This is a genomic window from Bradyrhizobium sp. 186, from assembly GCF_023101685.1.
In the GTDB taxonomy this organism is placed as follows: Bacteria; Pseudomonadota; Alphaproteobacteria; order Rhizobiales; family Xanthobacteraceae; genus Bradyrhizobium.
This window is the reverse complement of sequence record NZ_CP082164.1, coordinates 8774406-8797953: the sequence shown is the minus strand read 5'-3', so window position 1 is coordinate 8797953 and position 23548 is coordinate 8774406. Positions and strand designations below refer to the sequence as shown.

Sequence of the window (23548 nt, the reverse complement as noted above, 5' to 3'; positions counted from 1 at the left end):
GTCTCGTGGCGGAGCGCATGTGCCGGGCGCTGTCGCGTCCGAGGCGGCGCGCTGGCACGACCTTGCGCCGCAGCACATGTTCGTTTGGCGCAAGGCAGCACGCTCCGGTCTGCTGAGCTTGCCGGCTGAAGATGCGCCATTTCGTTCCGGTGGTATCGGAGCTGCGTTCCGCTTGGACGTGTGTGGAAGCGGCAATACGGCGACAACGATCAGCATCGAGATTGGCGGTGCGGTGGTTCGCGCAGCTGCCGGGTTCGATTCGGCTGGCTGCGCGATGTGCTGTGGACCGTGAGGGCGACGACACGATCGCGGCTTCGGCGGTGTGAAGATCATGGTAGCAACGAGGCCGGTCGACTTCCGTAAAGGTGCTGACGGTCTCGCTGCACTGGTCCCGCGAGTAACTCCACCATGATCCCTTCGCGGGAACAATTTTCGTCTTCCATTCCACGCGAGCAGACCGTTTGAAGATCTTGGCCTGGCGACCGGTGTCTGGGCTGGTGCTGCTGTGGAAGCGGCTAGACCGAACTTCCCCTCGGGATTTTTGTTAGAGCGTTGAGAGGATTTGAGAAGTTTGGATCGGGCTGATTTTGTAGGCATGTAAATGATGATTTTTGGCTTGCGAATGGCAGTTTTCCGTGATTCGATTCCGGCATGTTCGTCGCCCGCATTCCCAACCGCAACTCACCGCCCGCGATCCTGTTGCGCGAGAGCTATCGCGAGGGCGACAAGATCAAGTCGCGCACGCTGGCCAACCTGTCGCATTGGCCGGATGAGAAGATCGATGCGCTGCGCCGCGTCCTGAAAGGCGAGGAGCTGGTCTCGCCGGCCGAGCAACTGCGGATCGAGCGCTCGCTGCCGCACGGCCACGTGGCCGCGGTGCTCGGCATGGCGCGCCAGCTCGGACTGCATCGCCTTGTCCCGGACAAGCCCAGACGGTTGGCCAGGCTGGCTTTGGCCTTGATCGTGGCACGGGTGATCGAACCGGCCGCCAAGCTGGCCACGGCGCGCCAGCTCAGCGAGGCGACGGCGGCGCATTCGCTGGGCGAACTGCTCGATCTCAGCGCCGTCGACGAGGACGAGCTTTACGAAGCGCTCGACCTGCTCGGCACGGCCCAACCGGGGATCGAGGCGACGCTCGCCAAGCGCCATCTGCATGACGGCTCGCTGGTGCTCTACGATCTCACCTCCAGCTATCTGGAGGGGCGACATTGCGAATTGGCGCGGCATGGTTACAGCCGCGACGGTCGTTCCGACAAGCTGCAGATCGTGTTCGGCTTGCTGTGCGCCGCCGACGGCTGCCCGGTGGCGGTGGAGGTGTTCGAAGGTAACACCGCCGACCCGAGCACGCTGGCCGCGCAAGTCGACAAACTGAAGGCCCGCTTCAAGCTGTCGCGTGTGGTACTGGTCGGCGATCGCGGCATGATCACCAGCGCCCGTATCGAAGCCGATCTGATGCCGGCCGGGCTCGATTGGATCACCGCTCTGCGGGCGCCGGCGATCCGCAAGCTCGCCGAGGACGGCGGCCCGCTGCAATTGTCGCTGTTCGACGATCGCGATATGGCCGAGATCACGTCCCCCGACTTCCCCGGCGAGCGCCTGATCGTGTGCCGCAACCCGGATCTGGCCGACGAGCGTCGGCGCAAGCGCGGCGAGTTGCTGGCGGCGACCGAGAAGGATCTCGCCCGCGTCAAGGCCGCCGTGCAGCGTCAGCGCAACCCCTTGCGCGGCGAGGATGAGATCGGTCTGAAGGTCGGCGCCGTGCTGGGCAAGCGTAAGATGGCCAAGCACTTCCACCTCGCCATCACCGACACTTCGTTCGACTTCAGTCGGATCGAGGATGCCATCGCCAACGAAGCGTCGCTCGACGGCTTCTATGTGCTACGGACCAACGTGCCGGCCGAGAACCTCGACACCGCCGCCACGGTGCGTGCCTACAAGAGCCTGGCCCAGGTCGAACGCGCCTTCCGCACCATCAAGACCGTCGAACTGGAGGTGCGCCCGATCCACCATCGCCTCGCTGGCCGCGTGCGCGCCCACGTCTTCCTCTGCATGCTCGCTTATTACATCGTCTGGCACATGCGCCGCGCGCTGGCCCCGATCCTGTTCGACGATCACGACCGCGAGGCCGCCGACGCCGCGCGCGTCTCGCCCGTCGCCAAGGCCAGAGTCTCGGCCGCGGCCAGAACCAAGGCTAATCGCAAGCACACCCACGATGGCCGGCCCGTGCACAGCTTTCGAACGCTGTTGCAGGATCTCGCCACGCTCACACGCAACATCGTTCGCATCGGTCAGGACGCCCCGGCCGCTATGCTCACAAGTCCAACCCCACTACAACAAGACGTCTTCAATCGGCTCGGCATTCCTATCGCCCCATAATGTAGGCAGACGCGCCGTCACGCCCGCTGGAATTACACGCCAGCTCAAATGCTTACGTCGCTACTCAAGGGGAAGTTCGGGCTAGAGGGCATTCCGCATTCCGTTGGCCGCCGATCAGTGGCGGCGTGCGTCGGCATCACAGCCTGCCGCGCTGGTGGACGGCCTGGACTGGTCGCGCCTGCATGCCCGCAACATTGCTCCGCCGAGCGGTCGGTTGCGCCAGGGAACGCGCGCAGCTTCGGTCGCTGCTTGGAGAAGCTCGATCCTGAGCAGTTGCAGCTCGCGATCGAGAACATCTAGAAGACCGTTGCCGGCGACGACGCGCTCACGACAGGAGGCGCGCGCAAACGTGCTGAACGGCGCCGCGCCCGCCGTGGTGCGCTTCCGGCTCATCTGCCGCATATCGACGGCGCGATTGTGTCCCAGAAGATACCAACTATCCGTCCTGCCGCGCGCCTCTGCATGTGATCGGTGAGGAGACCTCACGACGGCTCGACGTCATCCCGGCGCAGGTCCGCGCGATCGTCACCCATGCTCCCAAATATGCCTGCCGGGCCTGCACGGATGGTGTGATTCAGGCGGCGGCACCAGAACGGCTGATCAAGGGCGGCTTGTCGGGGCCGAGGCGATGCTCGCCCATGTGCTGGTCGCCAACTACGCTTGGCACCTGCCGCTATATCGGCAGGCGCAGATATTACTGGCGCAGGGTATCGACATAGCGCTTGGTTCTGGCATTCTGGCCCGGCTATGCGGCCGCTGAGTTTCGTTGGCTCTGGCTCTGGCTCTCAGGCTGCGCAAGACCATTCTGACCGCGAGCAAGATCGCGGCCGACGAGAACACAGCTCCGGTGCTTGAGCCAGCCGCGGCCGCACCAACAAGGGCTTCTTATGCACGATCGCTCGCGACGATCTTTCGTGGGCCGGCGCCGATCCGCCGGCAGTGGCTTGGTCGCCGTACCGTCCACGCGCTCAAGCTGCTCGACGGCCATTACGCATCATGCAATGCGACGGCTATACCGTCTACAAGACCATTGCCAACACCGCGCCTGACGCAGCGAGCACGCTTGCCTTCTGCTGGGCTCATCTGCGGCGGCGCTTGTTCGACCTTGTCCAGAACGGTCCTGAAGCGCTCGATCGTATCGCCGCTCTCCATAGCATCGAGAAAACGATCAAGGGCCGCAGCGCGGTTCAGCGCCGCGTCGTCCGCTAGGAGCGCAGCAAGCCGTTGGTGCTGGCGCTCAAGGCTTGGTTCGACCCAACAACTGTGAGACAAGGAGCTGCACCGCGTGTCGGTAAATCAAACCTCGCCGAGGCGATTCGCTATGCCACATCGAGGTGCATCGCGCTCGAGCGCTTCCTGAGCGAGGGCCCATCGAGATCGATTCAAACAGCGGGCGATCGGCAACAATCAGCACGAGAAAAAAGATCTTTGCGGGCAGCCATGCCCCTGCCCGACGATCGCCACGCTCCTGCAGACCGCGAAGATGAACGACATGCTGGCTCACACGTACTCTCGAGGGGGCGGGGAGGGCTGGCCGATCACTCAGATCCCTGGAACTTCAAAGCCTGTGCGGCCTTCAGCTTGGCTGCTTATACTCAATCTGGAGGAAATACGCAGTGGCAGGTCACCTTCACTAGACTAGGTAGTGTCTCAATCCTTGTTGGTGCTGTACAGCAAATACTAGGGTTCAGCTTAATTGATCCATAGGCAACGATGGCGGTGAGGTGGACTTGGGCCAAGAGGTTTCTGGCAAGCTTGTCGTAGCGAGTTGCGACACGCCTGAAGTCCTCGAGGCCGTAGAAACAGCGCTCGATGACGTTGCGCGCCTTATAGGCGCGTTGCTGAGCTGTGGAGGGTGACTCTGTTGGATTTGTTTGGAATGACCGGCTTGGCACCACGATCGATGATTTCGGCGCGAAAGCCGTCACCGTCGTATCCTAAGTGGCCGATCGCCTGTTCATGCTCCCCCTTTTCGGCCGCTTGCCGAGCGATGCGCCTTGATCGAAGTGGAGTCGATGGACAAAGTGACGCCGTCCTTCCCGCAACGGCCGAGCGCTTCAAAGATCGCCTGCCAATAGCCTCGCTTGGCCCACCGATTGAAGCGATTGTAGATCGTCGTGTAAGGACGATAGTCGGGCGGGCAATCGCGCCAGCGTGGGCCCACTGAGCATGTGAATGATACCGCTGAGAATGCGTCGAGCGTCGTCGCGCGCCGGGTCAGTCTGTTTCGTTGGCAGATGCGGCTCAATCAGAGCCCACTGATTGTTGTTCAGCCGGAACAGCCCCTTGCGCATCGAAGCCTCCCACGCCGAATCAATTCGGCGCGAGGCAAACAGGAGCTGCTAATTAGGTACAGTCTCTAAGTCGTCGCAGAGGCTATGTCGCAGGTTATCACAACTTGAAAAGGTGCAGCAATGAACAGCCTAGTTAATCCGCTCCACGTCACACGGTTTCTGCAAGTATATGATGATGCCGCCGCCAAAAGAGGCATCAAGCTCTCTATAGGATTCGATTTCCATAAGTACGTTTCGATCGCACGGACCACGCCAACGAAGGCACTAACGTCTCCAATTTTCCAGCTAGATAGCTCGCCAATCAAATCAGGAGGCGGGTTTTGGATGATAGGTCTCGACAAGAATGACGACGTCGCGGTTTTACAGGCCGTTCGACTGTATGATCTTTCGCGCACCAACTTTGCAGAACATCTTGCAGAGGTGTTTCACGCTGATCCGGCCCAACATGCGCATCCCCACGACGGTAAACTTTGTATAGCACCAAGCGCGAGAAATATGGCCGGCAAAGTAGCCTACCATGGGGATGGTTGGGTGCGAAAAGATTATAGAGGACAGAGCTTACCCAAAATCATGGCAGGAATAGCATTTGGCGTTTCTTTTGCCATGTGGGCTCCTGATTTCGTATGTGGCCTTGTAGCCCGATGGCTACTGGATAAGGGCGTCGTTGCGCAATACGGATATGCGCATCATGAATCCGGCGGGTTACGGCTGGTAGAACAGAATGTTCTGAATGAGTATTTTCTTGTTTGGCTCACTGGGAACGAGTTGAGGAGCGTTGTTGATAGAGAGCTGGCCCCGGTTGTCTGAACAGAATCTCCGCGTCGATAGGTGGAGCTTCTGCCGGGGTTAGGCCGCCGCGCGGAGCGGAGGAAGATCGAAGTAGGCTTGATCCGGGGTGCGGTCGTCAAGGCTCGAATGTGGTCGTTGTCCGTTGTAAAAGTCGAGATACCGGCCAATCGAATGTCGCGCCTCACTGACGGTTTCGTAGGCTCGCAGATAGACCTCCTCGTATTTGACGCTTTTCCACAGTCTCTCAACGAACACGTTGTCGCGCCAGGCTCCTTTGCCATCCATGCTGATGGCGATGCCGTTGTCGGCGAGAACGCCGGTGAAGGCCGCACCAGTGAACTGCGAGCCTTGGTCGGTGTTGAAGATGTCCGGCCTGCCGTGACGCGCGAGAGCATCCTCCAGCGTCTCGACGCAGAAGGCCGCCTCCATCGTGATCGACAGCCGCCACGACAGGACACGACGTGTCGCCCAGTCCAGCACCACGGTGAGATAGACGAAGCCCTGCGCCATTGGAATGTAGGTGATGTCCATCGCCCAGACCTGGTTCGGCCGCGTGATCTCGATGCCGCGCAGCAGATACGGATAGATCTTGTGGCCGGGTTCGGGCTTCGTGGTGCGCGGACGGCGATAGAGCGCTTCTATCCCCATCCGCCGCATGAGCGTCTTCACATGCCGGCGGCCGATCTTGCACCCTTGCAAAGCCAACAGGCCTCGCAACATACGCGAACCGGCGAAGGGATACTCCAGGTGCAGCCGATCGAGCTGCCGCATGATCTCGAGGTCGGCAGAAGAAACCGGCCGCGGCAGATAGTAGACGCTGCCGCGGCTGACCTTCAAAATCTCTGCTTGCTTGGTGATCGACAGATCGTGCTTACGGTCGATCATCGCTTTGCGCTCAGCAATCCCGCCTTGGTGAGCGCGCCTTCTAAAAAATCGTTCTCCAGCGTCAGCTCCCCGATCTTGGCGTGCAGCGACTTCACGTCGATCGCAGGCGCGGACGGCGCCGTGTTCCCCGATCCGAAAACTCCGGAAGCACCGCCCTCCAACTGGGCCTTCCAGGCCGTAATCTGATTGGGGTGGACATCAAAGTGTTCGGCCAGTTGGGCTATCGTCCGGTCGCCCTTGACGGCGGCAAGCGCCACCTTCGCCTTGAAAGCCGGTGTGTGGTTCCGGCGCGGTCGTTTGCTCATGGTCTCTCCTGCTCGCGGCGATTATCGCCGTTGTCAGGCAGAAATTCCACTTATCGACCTGTTCAAATTTGCGGAGCCGGCTCTATAGTCACGACAGAACCAGGCGGATTTCAGCCACATAATTTGGCCGGCACGAAGGTACTCGATTTTGTGCCGCGTCACTAAAGATTCTGGCCGTAAGAATTCGGCGCTGAACCGCGCTAATGGCGCCGCCCGACGCAAGTGAGCATGACAGTTGCTTGAACAGCCCTCGACCGTCACCCGTTTCGAAGGAGGACCTACATGCACGGCGAGAGCCGCACGACGCAGGCGTCTGCCGAAATGCTCCCAAACGAGCGCGTTCGGACGGGATATCGACAGCATCGATCCCGATAGTCTGCTCATTGTCTGTGACAATCGCGGACGAAACCGCCGTGGTATAGTCCGGTTTTTCTTTCGAGCCTCAGGGCAGCCGCTGCAGCGTCCGTATTGAAACCGATCCGCGCATTCGAGGTGACGATGAGGAAAGACCAGGTTCTGCAGGCAAACGATCTTGGAAATGTCGGCTGGAGGCTCTCAAGGTCTCTGATACCAGCACTACTTTGGCAGGTTCGTCAGTTTGGTGGCCTGTGAGGATTCCCGAAATGATTTTTCAATGATTCGTAAGGGCGGCTTTGGAGGGCCGATCAATGGGATCGCGACCGCCGGATTGGGAAGACGAGCTCGAACCCCGCCATTTTTGGATCGGTTAGGTCATAAGAGCCGACGACGGATGTGCCAGCTTCTTGGTAATCGCAAAATTGTGAAGCCGATAGCGGAACGCCTTGCAACAGGCAGTTACGATCAGCTGCACGATTTCATCACCGATCGCGTCTGGGACGCGACGCCGCTGGAGGCGGAACTGCTCAATCAGGCCGACTGGCTTGTCGGCAGCGACAATGCGGTGTTGGTTATCAATGACACCCCGATGCCGAAGAGTAGATGCTCTCGTGCCCTCGCAACTTCGAGGGGTAGCACGCATCGAGCGACGGTTCGCCAAGCACAATCATATGCCGCTGCGCCAGAGCTATCTGCGCCTGGCGAAGCGTGCCGCCATCATGGTGCGGCTGTCGAGCCTGTCATCGGCCACGTCCACCCCACGGACCGCAACTATCTCAAAGGGCCGCATCAGCGACGCATCGACGCCGTCCTCGCCGCGGCCGGCTACAACTTCGGCCTGCTCCTGCGATGGCTCGCAGCACTCTTGCGTGCCAGTATCCTGGCGCTCGCCGAACTGTCCCGGCTTGAAACATCGCTTAAATCAGCGCTCGTCCGCGTTCTTCACGGGACTAATTGAAAGCTCAAAACGAGGCTTACGCCGCCTCCGGCATGCGAGATCCTCAACCGCGCTGGTCCAGCAACGACGGCATAAATTCTGAGCGCCGTGAGCCGCGCACCAAAAGAGGAAGAGCGCAGCGGACATCTTAAGATCATCAAAAGACGGGTGTCCGCCACGCATCGTGAGCATCATTCTTGCCGGTTACGATCGCCCATAGATCTCGATCAAGCGTCGTGTGACGGCCCCGGGTTGACCACTGCCAACAACCACACAATCTATGGATATTACCGGCGTGATTTCAGCAGCGGTGCCGCACCACCTTGACGACCGCGTGGCACAGACGGTCGTTAAACAAAGGATTGAGCCGGCTCTCGACGAAATCTTTCTGGCCGATTCTTATGGTCACAGACCCGGCGAGTCGGCTCTCGATGTCGTGCCGTGCCAGCCTCGCGGAAGATGTTCTGTGGGTTTACCCCAGCGCCCAGCGAACCAGCGCTGAACGCGATGCGGGCGGCGATCCAAGGCTTGAACTTCGCAAGCGAGACCCGCGCGTCCCAAACGGTGATGGAAGCGCTTGTACTTTTCTTTCAATCAAATAGCCAGCGTTTGGTTGATGTAGCGCGCCACAGGGCAGGGCGCTGAATGCGTGTATTGCCCATAACAAGTGATCCACCCAATCATCGGGTTTAGTTCGCAGGCAATATAGACCAGCGTCACCTTTCCTGGAGAAGATCGCTGCGACAGGCTGGAGGTACCCGACCGTTTGGTGGCTCGGACCTGCCGGCGGCGATGTTCTATTACTCACGCGACCGCAAGGGCGAGCATGCCCAAGTGCAGCTGGCTCGGTATGCCGGCATCCTGCAGGCGGACGCTTATGACGGGTACAACCAGCTCTATCTGGCCGGGCGCCAGCTGGACTGATCCGGGAGGCTGCCTGCTGGTCGCACGCTAAGGCGTCCGTTCTTTGCCATGGCCGAGGAGAATGCCCGGCGCAAGGGTACCGGCAAAAAGGAAATCCCGCTCTCTCCGACCGCGATCGAGGTCGTGCGGCGGATCGATGCGCTGTTCGAGATCGAACGCTCAATCAATGGCAGGAGCCCCGAAGCGCGTCTTCAGGTGCGACAGGCGCTGAGCCGGCCTCTCGTCGAGGGCCTTCAGGTCTACATGCGCGAACAGCTCGCCAAACTGTCTCGCGGTCACGACCTGGCCAAGGCGTTGAAGCGATGTGCGAGCTTCACGCTGTTCCTGGACGCGCGTGTCTCTCCAACAATGCCGCCGACGGCGGCTTGCGGAAGCCCTGGCTGTTCTGCGGATCTGACATCACCAAGGTCGAAGGACCTCGGTGAAGACGAAGACTGGCTGTGCGACATCGCCATAGAAATGGAGGGGACGGCGTCATCTGGGTCTATGGCGTCGGAGAAGACGACGTCAAGGCGTTCACCGGCCTCGAAATCGAAAACCCGACCGAACTCATCAAGTTCTACAACAAAAACCCCAAACTGCTGAAGCGGTGATCCCGCGCAGCATTTTCGCTGCTTAGCCCCGCGGCGATCGCCCGCCAGACGTCTATTCTGTGCATTGCGTCCTGCACCAGACGGCTGTTCGGACGATGGCAATGGGGCTCGTCCTGACGAGCCGATCGGCGCCTTACAACGTCATCGGAACTCCAACCTCCGAGTGTTGCGACGACCGTATCGCCACTACAGGACCCGACGCGAGGCTCATCGCGATTTCGCCTACATCATCGGCTTCTACGATCGAGCCCGTCTCCATTCGGCCATCGCTTATATGCTTATATATCACCCCGATCCAGATGATGCTAAAAGCACCGTAACTCTGTCTACTTTTTTGAGGGAAGATCACAGTGTCTGAAACCATTTCGATGCGTCATCGGCGCTCATCTTCTTATCAACCACCGGACGGCATAGCCCGCCGCCTTTTTCCCAGCGCTCACCGCCACGTCTTTCAAACGCAGTAATTTGAAGCCTACCCCTGCAGGCCGACTCGGGCAGGCCAGCTCCTATCTTCAAAACGGTTATACCGGCAGATGCGCACTAGCTACGAGGCACACGCGAATATGGGTTATTGATCCAGCGGGCGCACAACGCCTCATCCTAGAGATTGTGCATGTGCTTCAGAATAAACAGGCTGGCGCAAGCCGCGCCGGCAAGGCCCGGCTGCCCCGACCGTGATGGCACCTTGAGCCGCTCTGATTTGGCTGCGCGCATCTCGTCGCGGGGCTCTTTTCTGGCAAATTGAAGCCAAAAATACAATTTTCCCGCACAAAAGCAGAGTCAAACGCAAGAAAGCATCGAAGCAATCGAGCTAACTTTCAACGATGAAGAATGGCAAGCAGCGAAGAGGCGAGCGCATCATTGGTGGCTTCAAAAGCTAGACGGCCAGACCGTCAAGTCCGGCTATCCGATCAGGCAGCTCGGGCAGACCTTATTCGCCGCGCCGGAAGCTCTCATGGCTCTCGACAACGACGGCAGTTCTGAGCCTCGCGTGAGCCTCATGCCAGACGTGAATCAACATTGGCTCGCCGAGATATGCCGCGCGCGTGCCGACCTAACCCGGGACCCCACAATGAAAATCATACCCGAGATCGCAGCAGCGCAAGATGAAATCCAGGCCTTGCGGCGCTGGTTTCACGCACATCCAGAACTAGGTTTTGAAGAAACGCAAACCTCCGATTTCATTGCCAAGACATTAAAGAGCTATGAAATCGAGGTGCACCGTGGACTTGGCGGCACCGGCGTCGTTGGCGTGCTGCGCGCGGGCGATGGAGGGCGTTCGATCGGACTCCGTTCGGATATGGATGCGCTACCGATACAGGAACTCAACACGTTCACGCACCGCTCGCTGTATGATGGTAAGATGCATGCGTGCGGTCACGATGGTCACATCGCGATGCTTTTGGGGGCCGCGCGACATCTGGCTCACAGGCGCGATTTCAATGGCACAATCGTGTTTATTTTCTCGCCGGCAGAGGAGCTTGGGACGGGCGCTAAAGCAATGGTCGAAGAGGGAATTTTTGAGAAATTTCCCGTGGACGCGGTTTTCGGCCTGCATAACTGGCCGGGCATGCCTCTCAATACGTTCGGGCTGCGGCCCGGCCCAATCTTAGCAGCGAGTGCTGGATTCAAAATTCGGATCATCGGCGTCGGCGCACATGCCGCTCTCCCGCACAATGGCAAGGATCCGGTGTTAACCGGTGCACAAATTGTCGCCGCGCTACAGGGAATCATCACTCGCAACAAGAATCCGATCGATACAGCGGTACTCTCGGTCACGCAGTTTCATGGGGGGGAGGCCAGCAACGTGATCCCAGAGTCTGTGACACTCGGCGGTACCGTAAGAACATTCAGCGACGCGACGCTAGACCTAATCGTATCCCGGATGCGTACAGTCGTCCAAAACATTGCCGCGGCGCAAGAATGCCAAGCCGAGCTAAAGGTCACGCGCTCTCCGGCGACGATCAACGCACCGGATCAAACGCGCTTCGCGGCGGAGGTAATGAAATCGATCGTTGGCGACGCAAAAGTAGACGTCGATCTCGAGCCAATAATGAGTGGCGAGGACTTCGCGTACATGCTGCAGGCCCGTCCTGGGGCCTTTGCGTTTCTAGGTGCGGGGAATGGAGAGCACCGCGAGCGGGGTCACGGACCTGGTCCCTGCGATGTGCATAATCCAAGCTATGATTTCAATGACGAAATACTTGGATTGGGTTCGACGTACTGGGTGGAACTGGCGCGGAGGTGGTTGAGCGGACCCTTAGGAGCCCACCGCTGATCTGCCCAGCCAAGGAAGTTAGATGTGATGCGCGCGCGGCTAGGTACGTGGACCCAGGACTCCGGCTTGACGGCGCGGCGAAGTCGATCAATCGTCCGTGAAGAACGCGGACGACTCTCGAAGCGATAGCGCTCCGTCCACAGCTCAGGTGGCGCTGTCACGCTCAATCGGCGAGGCTAGTCTATGCTGTTGCTCTGAAGGTACAGCTCTATCTATGTCAAGCCTCACGTTCCGGAAGGCGCGCATTTTCCGTGCTGGCCGCAAACATAGTGATTTTGCGGGTCGCGTTCGGCTTGTGGGGAGAGCCGGCGGACGCTCCAGACGCTTCGTGCGCCCTCTTGGTTCTGGCAGTCTATCGTCCTCTGCGATGCCCTAGCATGTACGCATGGATCGCCCGTTCTGAGGATGAATTTCTGCGTCAAACCAGCAAATTCGCCTGCTGTATGCGCGGCCGGCTAAAGCTTGGCGATTTTCTTCTTCAGGACCAGCTAAATTTTCACTTTGTTGGATGTGCGGGCGAAGGTACAGGCCATGGGCCGAATGAAAGTGCAGAAGGCAATATTTTTCGGACAGATAAAGAAAGGAGGTGTCTGATGAACAAATCCGAAGTTGATCAGAGGATTGCGGAGCGCGTCCATGAGATGTTGGATGTATTCGGGAGTCCCGATGCCGACGTGGCCCGCCTCCTTTGCGATCGTTATCCCGAAAAGAAAACGGCCTTTCGCATTGTTCCGAAGGCCGGCGCAACGGTTAGTTTGTCTTACGGGCGGCTGAAGGAGAGGTCGGTGCGGCTCGCAAGCGGCCTTACCAAGCTCGGATTGAAGCCCGGGGACCGTATCGGGACGCTCATGTCGAAGAGCGAAGACTATCTCGTCACCTTGATGGCAATCTGGCGATTGGGAGCGGTCTACGTGCCGCTCTTCACTGCATTCGCGCCGCCAGCGATCGAAATGCGGCTCGCGTCCAGTGGCGCCAAGCTGATTGTATCCGATTGCGCGCAGCGATCCAAACTCGAGGATCTGGCTGACGCGCTTCCAGGCCTGCGGGTCGCGGGATCTGACTATCGTCCTCATGGCGATCTGTCACTTGGGGACATTGAGGCGTCAGGCGAACCGGGCGGGTCGGCCCACGTAGGAGGTGGCGACTGGCCGATCATCGAGGTTTATACCTCGGGAACAACGGGCAAACCGAAGGGTGTCGTCGTCCCGCTTCGTGGGATCGCAGCATTCCAAGCCTACGCCGAATTCGGGCTGGGCCTTCTCCCTGACGACATCTTCTGGAACGCGGCCGATCCAGGCTGGGCTTATGGACTCTATTGTGGGATCATCGCGTCCCTCAGCGTTGGCGTCACCTCGGTGATCCACGGGGACAAATTCACGCCTGAGGGGACTGTCGACGTTCTCGTGCGCGAGAGGGTAACGAACTTTACCGCGGCGCCGACGGTTTATCGCAGTCTTCGCGCCCACGGAATTGCAGAAGGCCAGATCTCGCTTCGCTGCGCCTCAAGCGGAGGTGAGCCCCTGACCCCGGATGTGAACCTCTGGGCTCCCAAGGCATTGGGAACGGTAGTTCATGATCACTACGGCCAGACCGAAGCCGGCATGCTGGTGAACAACCATCATCATCCAGCTCTGAAGAGGCCCATCACGCCGGGCTCGATGGGGCATGCTCTTCCGGGTTGGTACATGACGGTGATCGACCCGGATACTCACGAACCACTCGAACCAGGAATGCCCGGCATCCTAGCCGCTGATCTTACTCGGAGCCCTTTGCACTGGTTTCAGGGGTATGTCGCAGCGTCGGAAATGAATTCGGAGCGGCTATCCTCAGACGGGCGATGGTATCTCACTGGCGACGTAGCCAAGTATGACGATGATGGCAGCTTTCGTTTTTCGTCGCGCAGCGACGATCTTATCATCATGGCTGGATACCGCATCGGCCCGTTTGATGTGGAATCCGTGCTAAGCACCCATCCGGCCGTCCGGGAAGTCGCTATCGTTGCCACTCCAGACGCGATTCGGGGCGAAGTGATCGAGGCGGTGGTCGTTCTTGCACAAGGCTTTACCCCCTCCGACGCCCTTTCAGAAGAGCTCAAGCAGAAGGTGCGTGCCGACTACGGCGCCCACGCCTATCCTCGCCGAGTACATTACCGGGACAATCTTCCGAAGACCCCTTCAGGAAAGATCCAGCGTTTCGTCATCCGCGGGGAACTGCGTTCGCTTAAGGTGCCGAGTTGAGGATCGCAGGTTCCGCCGGTCTCATAACCGGGGCGGCTTCTGGGCTGGGGCGAGCGACGGCTGAGATTATGGCGTCTCAGGGAGCGCGACTCGTCCTTGCCGACGTAGATGTCAACGGGCTCGAACAACTCGCGCTCGCGCTGCCCGGCAGGCACATCGTCGCGGCGGTGGATATATGCGATCCCGCTTCCGTAACTGACTCGATTAGCCGCGGCGAAGCGGAGCTCGGTCCCTTACGTTTTCTCGTAAGCTGCGCGGGCATCCCGTCTGCAGCCCGCGTGGTGTCTCGCGGTGAGCCTCACGATCTCGAGCTCTGGAATAGGATCATTGCAGTCAACCTGACCGGCACGTTCAACGTCCTGCGTCTGATGGCCCAGAGAATGATATCGAACTCGCCTGATGAGACAGGCGAGCGCGGCGTTATCGTCAATACAAGTTCGATCTCGGCGTTCGACGGGTTGAAGGGGCAGGCTGCCTATTCGGCAAGCAAGGCTGCGGTAGCCGGCATGACCCTTCCGATAGCGCGGGATCTTGCGGAGCACGCGATCCGTTGCATGGCCGTAGCGCCCGGCGTCTTCCAGACGCCGCTAACAGATAGCGTGCCGAAGAAAGGCATCGAGACGATGAAACGGTGCTTCCTGGCCCCCCCGCGTCCCGGCCATCCGGCCGAGTTCGCGGCGATGGTCAAGTCGATCATTGAGAATCCGTACGTAAATGGCACCTGCTATCGCTTGGATGGCGGCAGTCGCTTCGCTCCGTGACGAGGTATGATATGTTTCATGATGTGTATATCGCAGGGGCTTCCAGAACCCCGATGGGAAGCCTTCTAGGAACCCTGTCGCCACTCACTGCGATTGAACTGGGGGCGCATGCCACCCGTGCAACGTTGGCGCGTGCAACAATTCAACCGCATCAGATTGACCAAGTGTTCGTGGGCTGCGTGTTGCCGGCGGGACTTGGCCAAGCTCCGGCCCGACAGGTTGCCGCATCGGCCGGGATCACCAAATCCGCACAAGCAACAACCGTCAACAAGATGTGTGGCTCGGGGATGCAGGCGGTCATATTAGCTCATGACGCGATCCGAGCAGAAAGTGCGAACGTGGTGCTCGCAGGCGGCATGGAAAGCATGTCCAATGCGCCGTTCCTGCTGCCACGACAGCGGCGCGGAATCAAGTTCGGCCATGGAGAGATCGTGGACCACGTGGCGCGCGATGGACTCGAGGACGCATACGAAAAGCATTTATTGATGGGCGTTTTTGCAGATCGATCTGCCATCCGTCACCAAATCAGCCGCCAGGAACTGGATGATTTTGCCAGGATGTCACTTGAACGAGCTAAAAAGGCGTCAGAGAAGCGCCTAGTCGACGATGAAATAGCAGCGGTGGACGTTCCGGCCCGGAATGGGCATGTGCGCATCGAGAGAGATGAGCAGCCGCTGACGGCAGATGTTGCGAGAATTCCCCAACTCATGCCTGCATTCGGCCCAGAAGGACGGATGACGGCGGCCAGTTCGTCCTCCATCTCTGATGGAGCCGCCACAATGGCAGTCATGTCTTCTAGGAGCGCCGAGGCTATAGGGCCCGGACAGAAGGCGCAGATTATCGGACACACCTGTTATGCTGCCGAACCCGAGCACGTCTGCAGTGCGCCAGGGTTGGCAATAGCGAAGCTGCTGCAGAAGGTCGGCTGGTCGGCGCAGACTGCAGATCTCTATGAGGTGAATGAAGCGTTTGCTGTCGTTCCGATTTTGGCGGCGAAGCACGTCGGGATCGGTCTCAGTAACGTCAACATTCGAGGCGGAGCTTGTGCACTCGGACATCCGATCGGCGCCAGCGGCGCCCGTATTCTCACAACACTCCTTGCATGCTTGCAGGCAAGGGGCGGAGGTCGCGGCATCGCATCGATCTGCTTAGGTGGAGGAGAAGCTCTCGCCGTTGCTATCGAGGTCAGGTGATGACAGCTACATCGCCTCCTCACGACAAGCCGGGAAACACCCGAATCGGCCAGAAAGAGGGCGACATTGTGTGGATCACGCTCGACCGACCGGAGAAGGCGAACGCCCTTAGCTCTTCCCTTCTGACCGACATACTAGAGGCGCTCGAAGCAGCCGAACGCGATCCGAACGTCAAGGCAGTTATACTGCGTGGGGAAGGCAAGCATTTCTGTGCCGGGGCAGACCTGCGTGAACTAGTGGACGGCGGCCCTCGTGCAATCAGGCGCCTGCTCGATTTATTTCGCGAAGTCTGCCTTCGATTGGAGCGATCGGCGCTAGCTGTCGTCGGCATGGCACACGGCGCGGTGCGAGCAGGTGGATTGGAGCTCCTGTTGGCGTGCGATGTCGTGGTGGCGTTGGAGGATGCGACATTCGGCGACGCGCACGTGCTACGTGAACTCCTGCCCGGCGGTGGTTCGAGCGTCCGACTGCCCCGAACGGTCGGGCACCAGCGCGCGAAATGGCTGATCCTTTCCGGTGCAACGATTAGTGCCGAGGAAGCGCGCGATTGGGGCATCCTCCACCGGACCGTACCAACTGAACGGTTGAAGCAGGCGGCTGTCACGCTCGCGAGATCTATCTCGGTGGGGGACCGGAAAACCGTAGGAAGGCTCAAGTCTCTGATTTACTACTCGAATACAATTGGTTTCGACACCGCACTCGAGAACGAAATATCTATGCTTGAGAAGCACTCCACTGACTCTGCCATGTGGGAGAGCCTCAAGGGATTCGTTCGGGACTGAGACCTCGTTTATCCACGCAGCCGCCCAATGACCTTGCCCCCCGGGCTTAATCCAGTTTGAAGTTCGCTCTGGCCAAGACGAGGACCAGAGCATGAAGCGCAGTCGTTTTACGGAAGAGCAGATCATCGGGATCTTGAAGGAGCACGAGGCCGGGGTTTCGGTGGCCGATCTATGCCGCAAGCATGGCGTCAGCGACGCCAGCATCTACAATGGAAGGCCAAGTTTGGCGGGATGGACGTCTCGGAGGCCAAGCGGCTGAGGACGCTGGAGGACGAGAACGCGAAGCTGAAGCGGCTCCTGGCCGACGCCATGCTGGATAACGCGGCGCTGAAGGACCTCTTGGGAAAGAAGTGGTGACGCCCGCGGGGAAACGGAAAGCTGTCGTGCATCTGCGAGAGGCATTCGGAATGAGCGAACGGCGGGCGTGTAAAGCCATCGGCTGCTGCCGCATGACCATGAGATATCGGACGACCCGGGCTGACGATGCCAGCCTTCGCCAGCGCATGAGGGCGATCGCCCAGGAGCGCCGCCGCTTCGGCTATCGGCGGCTGCATATTCTGCTCAGGCGGGAGGGGTATCTGATCAACCACAAAAAGCTGTTCCGGCTCTATCGGGAAGAAAAGCTGACGGTGCGCCGCCGTGGTGGCCGCAAGCGGGCGATCGCGAGCAGAGCGCCGATGCTGGTTCCGATGACGCCGAACGACCGGTGGTCGCTGGACTTTGTGTCGGACCAACTGACCTGCGGCCGCCGCTTCCGCATCCTGACTGTCGTCGACGATTGTACCCGCGAGTGCCTGGCGCTGGTGGCCGACACCTCGCTCTCCGGCATCCGCGTGGCGCGAGAACTGGACCGGCTGATGATTGAGCGCGGCAAGCCCAGGATGGTGGTCAGCGACAACGGCAGCGAACTCACCAGCAACGCCATTCTTGCATGGGCGGATCACAGCCGTATCGAATGGCATTACATTGCGCCGGGCAAGCCTACGCAGAACGCCTTCATTGAAAGCTTCAACGGCCGGCTGCGAGACGAATTGTTGAACGAGACGCTGTTCACGTCACTGGCCCAGGCTCGCGTCGCTCTTGGGTGTTGGCGGGCCGACTACAACCGCGCATCAGAACACCCATCTGTCTATGTTGTTGAAGAGAAGAGACTTTGCTGATTGGGATGCGATCCCGTGGGGTATCTTGGGTTCTGTCGCGCTCGTTCGGCGATAGATTGAGCGGCAGTTGTTATCAGCGAGGCGCGGGCGAAGATCCACGGGCCGTCCGATAGCGGATGGAAGGCTTCGATTTCGCCGGCTTCAGCGGCCAGCCGGAGCGTCTTGGGCGCGATCTTCAGGAGCTTTGCGGCGTTGCTAAGGTTGAGCCAGGGTTCGATCCCGTCATCGGCGGGCTTGAACACCGGGAGGTGGTAGCTCGAGCGCATTGATGTGACGCGCTCGCGGGTCCAGCGATTGCCGTTGCCCGTCTTGAGGCCGTTTCGGTTGAGGAGGCCGGCAATCAGATCGTCGCTGGCGATCAGCACCAGTTGACGCACGGCTTGGATAATATCGGCGGAAGTGCTGTTGCGCTGTCCGCGCCGGCGCTTGGGCAAGCGCAACTCGCTGTGAGCGCCACCCACCCAGTGGACGATGAGAACGATCTCGGACGCCGCGTCGTCTATATCGGCCACGACCTCATGGACGAGGGTGCGTACAATGCGCTTCTTGAGACGAGCATCCGTCGTCGGCGCATCCCAGACCGTTTTGAGGTTCGAGGCCAGTACGCCGAGCGAAGCTGGATCAGCAATGGGTGCGGGCGTCGCCGCATCATGCATGGCGATCTTGCCCTCGACCTCCGCCGCGTGAGCGAGTGCCCTGTTCCAGCGCGCTTCCAGCTCACTCGCCACCAACCGGTTCGCGGGGTCAGCGGCATCGTATTGCCGGAAAGCCCGGTCGGCGGCATAGCGCGCCGCTTCCAGATCGCGACTGAGCGCATCGCGCACCTGATCCCGCCGTTCCCTGGCTCCTTCGGCGGCAGCGGTTGCAGCGGCGATAGCGCCCGGACCGACGACGCCAAGCAGTGCTTCCTCGATTGCGTCATCGACACGCAATCCGCCGAAGGCGATGCAGTGAGGACCGCCATTGTCCATCCAGGCGCGGCTGCAGCTGTAGCGTGGGATATGGTGCTTCATGCCGGAGTACCGGAGTGTGAGCTTGCGGCCGCAGCGCTTGCACCGGATCAGACCGGCCAGCAGCGCGTCACCATGCTTGGGTGCGCCGTGATGCCGACCGGTGGGAACGTTGCTGCTGACCATGGTGCGGATCGCCTCGAACCTCTCCCAGCTCACATACCCGTCGTGGGTGTTGGGCTTCAGCGCCAGCCATTCGCTCCGCGTCTTGCGGCGGATCTTCACGCTCACGCCCCCGGCGCTGTATCCCGCCGCCACAGCCGTCTTACCATAGGCATAGGCGCCGCCGTAGACCGGGTTCTCAATGATCCGGTGGATGGCGGAGTAACTCGGTCGCCGCCAGGCTGTGTCGCCGTTGGACTGCTTCACTGGTAGATCGAGATTGTACTCGTGGAGCCAGCAGAGCGCCTGTCGCGCGCTGCCCAGTTCCTCGACCTTGTCGAACACCAGCTTGATCGCTTCCTGGACACGCCGATCCGGATCTTTCTCATAACGGTCGCCGGCCTTCACGAAGCCGACGGGCGCCGCCACAACCAACTCGCCCCGGCGCGCCTTCTCGTAGCGGGCCGAGAGCGAGCGTTGGCGCAACAAATCCAGTTCGTACTCGTTGAGGCTGCCCTTGAGCCCGAGCAGCAGGCGGTCGTTGCCGTGCCTTGGCGCATAGATAGTCTCCTGATCGACCAGAACGGTATCGACCACGCGGCACATCTCGATGAGTTGCTGCCAATCCCGGCTGTTGCGGGCGAAGCGCGAGACCTCGCGGGCGCAAACCGCACCAACCTTACCGAGGCAAACCTCCGCTACCATTCGCTCGAAACCGGCGCGTTGCACGCCGCCGGCGGCTGAACGACCGAGATCATCATCGATCACTTCGATCTCTGACCACCCGAGTGCCGTCAGCCGGTCCCGCATGGCGTATTGCAATGCGCTGCTCTCGCGATTGTGCAACACCTGATGTGCTGAGGATTGGCGCACGTAAAGAATCGCCTTACGCTCCAGATGATGAGGCCTGACCTTGTCAGAGATCATGATCGACCCCCTTCGCGGGCGGCGTCGCTGTCATCGCAGCATGGTCGAGGATCAACTGCGTCATCAGGCTTGTGAGGGCCGCCCGGGCTTCCGCCGGCAACTCCGGCCATGCTGGCGCGCCGATGGCGCCGTTCGGCAGGCCGCTCCCGAACAGATCCATCTGTTGCTGCGGCCGCGGTTGTCGATTGTGTCGGTATCCGCTCCCTGGCATTGCCGTCTGCCGTGACATGGGTCTCTCCCCGATTCTGGTCGTGAGAGGCTCTGGATGCGCTAGAAAGCAGGGCAGCTGATGGCGTTCGATCCATCAACACCAGATCGAGAAGCGCAGAAAGCGCTGCAAGTGCGGTTATGCTGACAAATGGCCGAGCTGCCAAAAGCTCCGCCTCAGGGCATGCCGTCCGGTCGAACATCCATGCTGGAACCTCCAGCCAACGATCTGCTTGCGATCCATCCAGCGTGCAGCGGAAGGCGACATCGCCAGCCTTGTCGACGGCCCCATGAACGCAAACACGGCAACCAAACCAAGGATGATATCGATAAAGAACCACGCGAAGAGCGGTCCTGTGGGCGTTCTCAAACCTCGTTGTACAACCACACACGACCACACTCGCAGCTCGGGTGGAGAACTCCGTCCGAGTTTGCCATGACCTGCTATCCGCGCCGGGATCTGGCGCTGCGCTATGCCGAAGGCTCCGCGCCAGCTCCCGTCGCTGCCACCGCCCAACCGGGCAAATCCAACGGCAAGAGCGAACTCAGAACTGGATAAAACTTGGGGGCAAGGTCACCAACACAATGCGATGTTGCTGGCCGTCCATCGCCTCAAATCGATCGGGCGATCGAGCCGCGCGAACTGGCCGACGATTTTCTCGAGCTTCGGCAATTTGCCGTACCCACAGCAGATGCAAACGCAGCAGCAGGAAAGCTGCTTGATTTGAAGGACAAGGCAGTTCGGATCACAGCTTAACTTTGGCGATCCAGATCCTGGGTCCACTTCAAAGGATATGCCGCGGTTCTCGCTCTATGGGAAAAATATTTATATGCAGTAAAGTTAAGGTAGGAGAGCCCAAAGATGTAGGAATGCTCATCAAATGTAAACGAGTGGGACATCGAAAATCGAGTTGAACTGACAATACTTCAAAGTAAGGAGCGTAAGTTATGCGACATCACCGTCCCTTCACCTATATCAGATTTTATCGAGCCCCAACGTTTACTCATTGGCTAAAAATAAAAGCAGCCTTGATAAGCGCCAGATTATTCGGTTACTGGGATTATCCGCGTGCAGACGCTGCCGCTGCTTTTGAAGAGTGGACACTTACTGATCTGGCATACTCGCTTTACAAAAACGCAAGGCCGATCATAAGAGCAGAAAAACGCGTATCTAAAGTCTTATTCTTGCGCGACAAATCCGTTGTGAAGTTGCCGGATGAATTCAGAAAGAATACCTCGGTGACGATAGGTGCAGCGGGTGATTTAATGCCGGCAGAGGGACTTGAATTTTCCAAAGACATATTCTTTGAAAACATCGCGGATGTCCTCTTAGAGGTTGACATTTCTTTCGCGAATCTGGAAGGGCCTGTAACAGAACAGAATGTAGAAGTTGCAATCGTAGAAGGGAGTAAGGCGCCGATTTTGGGTTTCTCAATTGCTCAATTTCCCACTGTGGCGGGACATCGGGGAAAATACTTTACAGCTCTTAGCATTACAGTTGCCGTTTTGCTTTGAGATGCGCGCGCTGAGCGGCAGCCTGGTGAGCTCTGCGCCAGAATGACCATGCGATGACATGCGCGGGTTGGATCCGCTTTCGAGCAAGCCTGATGGCGATGCGGCGGATTTCCTGGATTGACCAACGGATCAGCGGCGGCGTGGGTGTGCTTTGGCTTTTGCCGGGGGGCGGCGTTTGGTTTTTTTGGGCGGTGGCGGATTGGCGCGATGGCGGATCGCCGCCATCATGGCGAAGGCGAGCATCACCAGGGACACGTGGCGATGCCAGCCATGCCAGGACCTGCTCTCGTTGTGATCGAGCCCGAACTCGTTTTTCGCGGTTTCAAAGCTGTCCTCGATCGCCCATCGATGGCCTTCGACCGCGACCAGCGTTTCAATGGATGTTCCCGCTGGGCACCAGGTGGTGAAGAAGGCGAGATCGCCATCGGCGATATGGCGACGGATCAGCAGACCGCGCGTCCATAAACCATCATTTGCGCTGTTGAACTGCTCGACCTCGAGATCGGCCAGTTCGAGATAACACCAGTCATGCAGCCTCGGTCCTTTGGTTCCGGCTCCCGCCGACAAGCGCTTCCAGTCGGACGGGCGCCGCGTCCGGGCGATGTCTTCGGCCTTGCCGGCGACCGGCTGTCGCTTGCCCCAGGATCGGAAGACATGAGAGCTGCTGACCCCGAGCACATAGCCTTTGCCTGCCCGCCGTAGCTGCTGTTCGATATCGCCAACACCGTAGACCGTGTCACCGGCAACCCACTTGAATGGTACAGACGCGGCTATCGCACGTGCGATCATTCTCGTCGCAAGCTTTGGTTTGGTCGCAAAGCCGACATCGGCAGGCACATATGCGGCTTCCAGACGATCTGGATCGTCAGTCCATTCCTTCGGAAGATACAACGCGCGATCGATGAACGCATGACCATGACGCGAAACGTAGGTAGCGAAGACGCCGATCTGGCAGTTCGTAATCTTCCCTGCCGAACCAGTGTATTGCCGTGCCACTCCGCATGAGGCCTTACCCTGCTTGAGAAAGCCGGTCTCGTCGATCACCAGCACCGCATCGTCATCCGCCAAATGCTCGATGACATAGTCGCGGACGATATCGCGCAGGGCATCAGCGTCCCAATCTCCACGACCCAGAATTGCCTGCTGACGCCATGGGCCAGGATCGCCAGCCGCCTCCGCGCGCATCCAGCCGGTCTTGCGCTGCTCATCTCCGAGCAGACCTTCCAGGAACAAGCCTGCATTCGTCGCCACACGCTCTTGCGTGAACAACGGACGTATCCGTTGCTTGATCTCTCGAAGCGACGCCGCCCACAACGCAAGCGTCTCCTCAACCGACGCGGCCCGCGTCCACGACATTCGAATCATGGTTGCCCATGGATTCAGAAGCCCGCAAACAAAGCAACTGTAATGCTAAGACCCGGCTGCGGACCTTGCTCCTGCGCAGTGAGCCTGTCCTCGAGAGGTCCGGGCGCTCGGGCTCGAATAGCGAGTGGGACGCATTGCAGCTGTCGATCCCTTCGCAACTCCGCTGGCCAGCCGATTAAGACGCGCCGCGCAGGACCTTTCGCCTTACGAGTGGATCGCCAAACGCGATGAAGAGGCGAGTACCCATGAATTGAGCTGACAATTCTTCATCGCATGCGTCGAGGCGCTAGCTAGCAACCTTCACAATCAACCGCGCCCCGGTTACGCTGGTCGCTCAGGCTGACCTGAATGGCTCTGCGTCGAAATTCCTCGATCTGAGCTTATTTTTGCAGATTTTTGTGAATTCCCTGCAGTTTTCGCCGATTTGTGGGCGTCGACAAATCTTACAGTGCTACGTCCGGCTAATCGCACAGCTGCGCTCACCCGCAGAGGCTCGTTAGATGTTTTATCGGTCCGAATTGAACGAGGAGCTGTCGGTCCCTCGCGGGACA

The 23548-nt window shown here is 59.5% G+C and carries 16 protein-coding genes and 7 pseudogenes; 15 read left to right on the top strand and 8 right to left on the bottom strand.

Features of this window, described 5'->3' with window-relative positions:
- Positions 1 to 651: 651 nt before the first annotated feature.
- Entirely contained in the window at positions 652 to 2376 is a 1725-nt protein-coding gene (locus IVB18_RS41955) for an IS1634 family transposase (RefSeq protein ID WP_247983724.1), read from the top strand.
- A 114-nt stretch (positions 2377 to 2490) separates the two neighbouring features.
- Here IVB18_RS41955 and IVB18_RS41950 read toward each other — a convergent pair whose 3' ends face one another.
- Entirely contained in the window at positions 2491 to 2769 is a 279-nt protein-coding gene (locus IVB18_RS41950; RefSeq protein WP_247986011.1) for a hypothetical protein, read from the bottom strand.
- A 71-nt stretch (positions 2770 to 2840) separates the two neighbouring features.
- Here IVB18_RS41950 and IVB18_RS52060 point away from each other — a divergent pair, with 71 nt between their 5' ends.
- A complete protein-coding gene (locus IVB18_RS52060; protein ID WP_247986010.1) occupies positions 2841 to 3095 on the top strand; it encodes an IS66 family transposase zinc-finger binding domain-containing protein in 255 nt (84 codons plus the stop codon).
- A gap of 175 nt (positions 3096 to 3270) precedes the next feature.
- The gene (locus IVB18_RS51500) at positions 3271 to 3585 is read left to right on the top strand and encodes a transposase (protein WP_253076236.1); all 315 of its coding nucleotides are present in this window, start codon (positions 3271 to 3273) and stop codon (positions 3583 to 3585) included.
- A gap of 494 nt (positions 3586 to 4079) precedes the next feature.
- On the opposite strand, the pseudogene IVB18_RS51775 reads toward IVB18_RS51500, so the two are convergent.
- Positions 4080 to 4271, bottom strand: a pseudogene (locus IVB18_RS51775) (transposase); the annotation flags it as partial.
- Between the two features lie 62 nt (positions 4272 to 4333).
- Positions 4334 to 4540: a transposase gene (locus IVB18_RS51770; RefSeq protein WP_256477128.1), complete on the bottom strand. Its 207-nt coding sequence runs from the start codon at positions 4538 to 4540 to the stop codon at positions 4334 to 4336.
- A 250-nt stretch (positions 4541 to 4790) separates the two neighbouring features.
- On the opposite strand from IVB18_RS51770, the gene IVB18_RS41930 reads away from it, so the two are divergent.
- Positions 4791 to 5477, top strand: coding sequence for a hypothetical protein (locus tag IVB18_RS41930; protein ID WP_247986009.1), 687 nt, complete (start codon positions 4791 to 4793; stop codon positions 5475 to 5477).
- A 39-nt stretch (positions 5478 to 5516) separates the two neighbouring features.
- Here IVB18_RS41930 and IVB18_RS41925 read toward each other — a convergent pair.
- A protein-coding gene (locus IVB18_RS41925; RefSeq protein WP_247986008.1) for an IS3 family transposase occupies positions 5517 to 6649 on the bottom strand; the annotation gives its coding sequence in 2 pieces (ribosomal slippage) (positions 5517 to 6394 and positions 6394 to 6649; 1134 coding nt in all).
- 668 nt (positions 6650 to 7317) lie between these two features.
- On the opposite strand from IVB18_RS41925, the pseudogene IVB18_RS41920 reads away from it, so the two are divergent.
- The 9 genes and pseudogenes from IVB18_RS41920 to IVB18_RS41880 form a co-directional block, all read left to right on the top strand.
- A pseudogene (locus tag IVB18_RS41920) lies at positions 7318 to 7604 on the top strand (transposase); the annotation flags it as partial.
- A gap of 126 nt (positions 7605 to 7730) precedes the next feature.
- Positions 7731 to 7964 (top strand): annotated as a pseudogene (locus IVB18_RS41915) (hypothetical protein); the annotation flags it as partial.
- 771 nt (positions 7965 to 8735) lie between these two features.
- Positions 8736 to 9452, top strand: a pseudogene (locus IVB18_RS41910) (transposase).
- Between the two features lie 963 nt (positions 9453 to 10415).
- Positions 10416 to 11738, top strand: a complete 1323-nt coding sequence (locus IVB18_RS41905; RefSeq protein WP_346732589.1) for a M20 aminoacylase family protein — start codon at positions 10416 to 10418, stop codon at positions 11736 to 11738.
- Between the two features lie 377 nt (positions 11739 to 12115).
- Complete coding sequence (locus tag IVB18_RS41900) at positions 12116 to 13975, top strand: AMP-binding protein (RefSeq protein WP_247986007.1); 1860 nt, start codon at positions 12116 to 12118, stop codon at positions 13973 to 13975.
- A complete protein-coding gene (locus tag IVB18_RS41895; protein ID WP_256476638.1) occupies positions 13972 to 14736 on the top strand; it encodes an SDR family NAD(P)-dependent oxidoreductase in 765 nt (254 codons plus the stop codon). The genes IVB18_RS41900 and IVB18_RS41895 overlap by 4 nt, the downstream gene beginning before the upstream one ends.
- Positions 14737 to 14747: 11 nt before the next feature.
- Positions 14748 to 15929, top strand: a complete 1182-nt coding sequence (locus IVB18_RS41890; RefSeq protein ID WP_247986005.1) for an acetyl-CoA C-acyltransferase — start codon at positions 14748 to 14750, stop codon at positions 15927 to 15929.
- The gene (locus IVB18_RS41885; RefSeq protein WP_247986004.1) at positions 15929 to 16711 is read left to right on the top strand and encodes an enoyl-CoA hydratase/isomerase family protein; all 783 of its coding nucleotides are present in this window, start codon (positions 15929 to 15931) and stop codon (positions 16709 to 16711) included. Before IVB18_RS41890 ends, IVB18_RS41885 begins: the two co-directional genes overlap by 1 nt.
- 91 nt (positions 16712 to 16802) lie before the next feature.
- Positions 16803 to 17817, top strand: a pseudogene (locus IVB18_RS41880) (IS3 family transposase); the annotation flags it as partial.
- Positions 17818 to 17840: 23 nt separating this feature from the next.
- Here the strand turns inward: IVB18_RS41880 and IVB18_RS41875 are convergent.
- Together IVB18_RS41875 and IVB18_RS41870 are read right to left on the bottom strand one after the other, a co-directional pair.
- Positions 17841 to 19910 carry a recombinase family protein gene (locus IVB18_RS41875; protein WP_247986003.1) on the bottom strand — a complete coding sequence of 690 codons (2070 nt, stop codon included), beginning with the start codon at positions 19908 to 19910 and terminating at the stop codon, positions 17841 to 17843.
- On the bottom strand, positions 19900 to 20070 hold the full coding sequence (locus tag IVB18_RS41870; RefSeq protein ID WP_187436520.1) for a hypothetical protein: 171 nt from the start codon (positions 20068 to 20070) through the stop codon (positions 19900 to 19902). Before IVB18_RS41870 ends, IVB18_RS41875 begins: the two co-directional genes overlap by 11 nt.
- 420 nt (positions 20071 to 20490) lie before the next feature.
- On the opposite strand from IVB18_RS41870, the pseudogene IVB18_RS41865 reads away from it, so the two are divergent.
- A pseudogene (locus tag IVB18_RS41865) lies at positions 20491 to 20676 on the top strand (IS3 family transposase); the annotation flags it as partial.
- A 37-nt stretch (positions 20677 to 20713) separates the two neighbouring features.
- Here IVB18_RS41865 and IVB18_RS41860 read toward each other — a convergent pair.
- Positions 20714 to 20799: pseudogene (locus tag IVB18_RS41860) on the bottom strand (transcriptional regulator); the annotation flags it as partial.
- Between the two features lie 266 nt (positions 20800 to 21065).
- On the opposite strand from IVB18_RS41860, the gene IVB18_RS41855 reads away from it, so the two are divergent.
- Positions 21066 to 21632, top strand: a complete 567-nt coding sequence (locus tag IVB18_RS41855) for a hypothetical protein (protein ID WP_247986002.1) — start codon at positions 21066 to 21068, stop codon at positions 21630 to 21632.
- Positions 21633 to 21761: 129 nt separating this feature from the next.
- Here the strand turns inward: IVB18_RS41855 and IVB18_RS41850 are convergent, their stop codons facing one another.
- Positions 21762 to 22997 (bottom strand): IS701 family transposase, encoded by a 1236-nt coding sequence (locus IVB18_RS41850; protein ID WP_247983558.1) that lies wholly within the window; start codon positions 22995 to 22997, stop codon positions 21762 to 21764.
- Positions 22998 to 23548: the final 551 nt, after the last annotated feature.

What these genes read in the sequence shown, in the direction of transcription:
- IVB18_RS41930 (WP_247986009.1), top strand. Translation starts at nt 4,791, where the DNA reads ATGAACAGCCTAGTTAATCCGCTCCACGTCACACGGTTTCTGCAAGTA.
- IVB18_RS41885 (WP_247986004.1), top strand. Translation starts at nt 15,929, where the DNA reads ATGACAGCTACATCGCCTCCTCACGACAAGCCGGGAAACACCCGAATC.
- IVB18_RS41900 (WP_247986007.1), top strand. Translation starts at nt 12,116, where the DNA reads ATGTACGCATGGATCGCCCGTTCTGAGGATGAATTTCTGCGTCAAACC.
- IVB18_RS41855 (WP_247986002.1), top strand. Translation starts at nt 21,066, where the DNA reads ATGCGACATCACCGTCCCTTCACCTATATCAGATTTTATCGAGCCCCA.
- IVB18_RS41875 (WP_247986003.1), bottom strand. Translation starts at nt 19,910, where the DNA reads ATGATCTCTGACAAGGTCAGGCCTCATCATCTGGAGCGTAAGGCGATT.
- IVB18_RS41850 (WP_247983558.1), bottom strand. Translation starts at nt 22,997, where the DNA reads ATGATTCGAATGTCGTGGACGCGGGCCGCGTCGGTTGAGGAGACGCTT.
- IVB18_RS41955 (WP_247983724.1), top strand. Translation starts at nt 652, where the DNA reads ATGTTCGTCGCCCGCATTCCCAACCGCAACTCACCGCCCGCGATCCTG.
- IVB18_RS41905 (WP_346732589.1), top strand. Translation starts at nt 10,416, where the DNA reads ATGGCTCTCGACAACGACGGCAGTTCTGAGCCTCGCGTGAGCCTCATG.
- IVB18_RS41950 (WP_247986011.1), bottom strand. Translation starts at nt 2,769, where the DNA reads ATGAGCCGGAAGCGCACCACGGCGGGCGCGGCGCCGTTCAGCACGTTT.
- IVB18_RS41890 (WP_247986005.1), top strand. Translation starts at nt 14,748, where the DNA reads ATGTTTCATGATGTGTATATCGCAGGGGCTTCCAGAACCCCGATGGGA.
- IVB18_RS41870 (WP_187436520.1), bottom strand. Translation starts at nt 20,070, where the DNA reads ATGGATCTGTTCGGGAGCGGCCTGCCGAACGGCGCCATCGGCGCGCCA.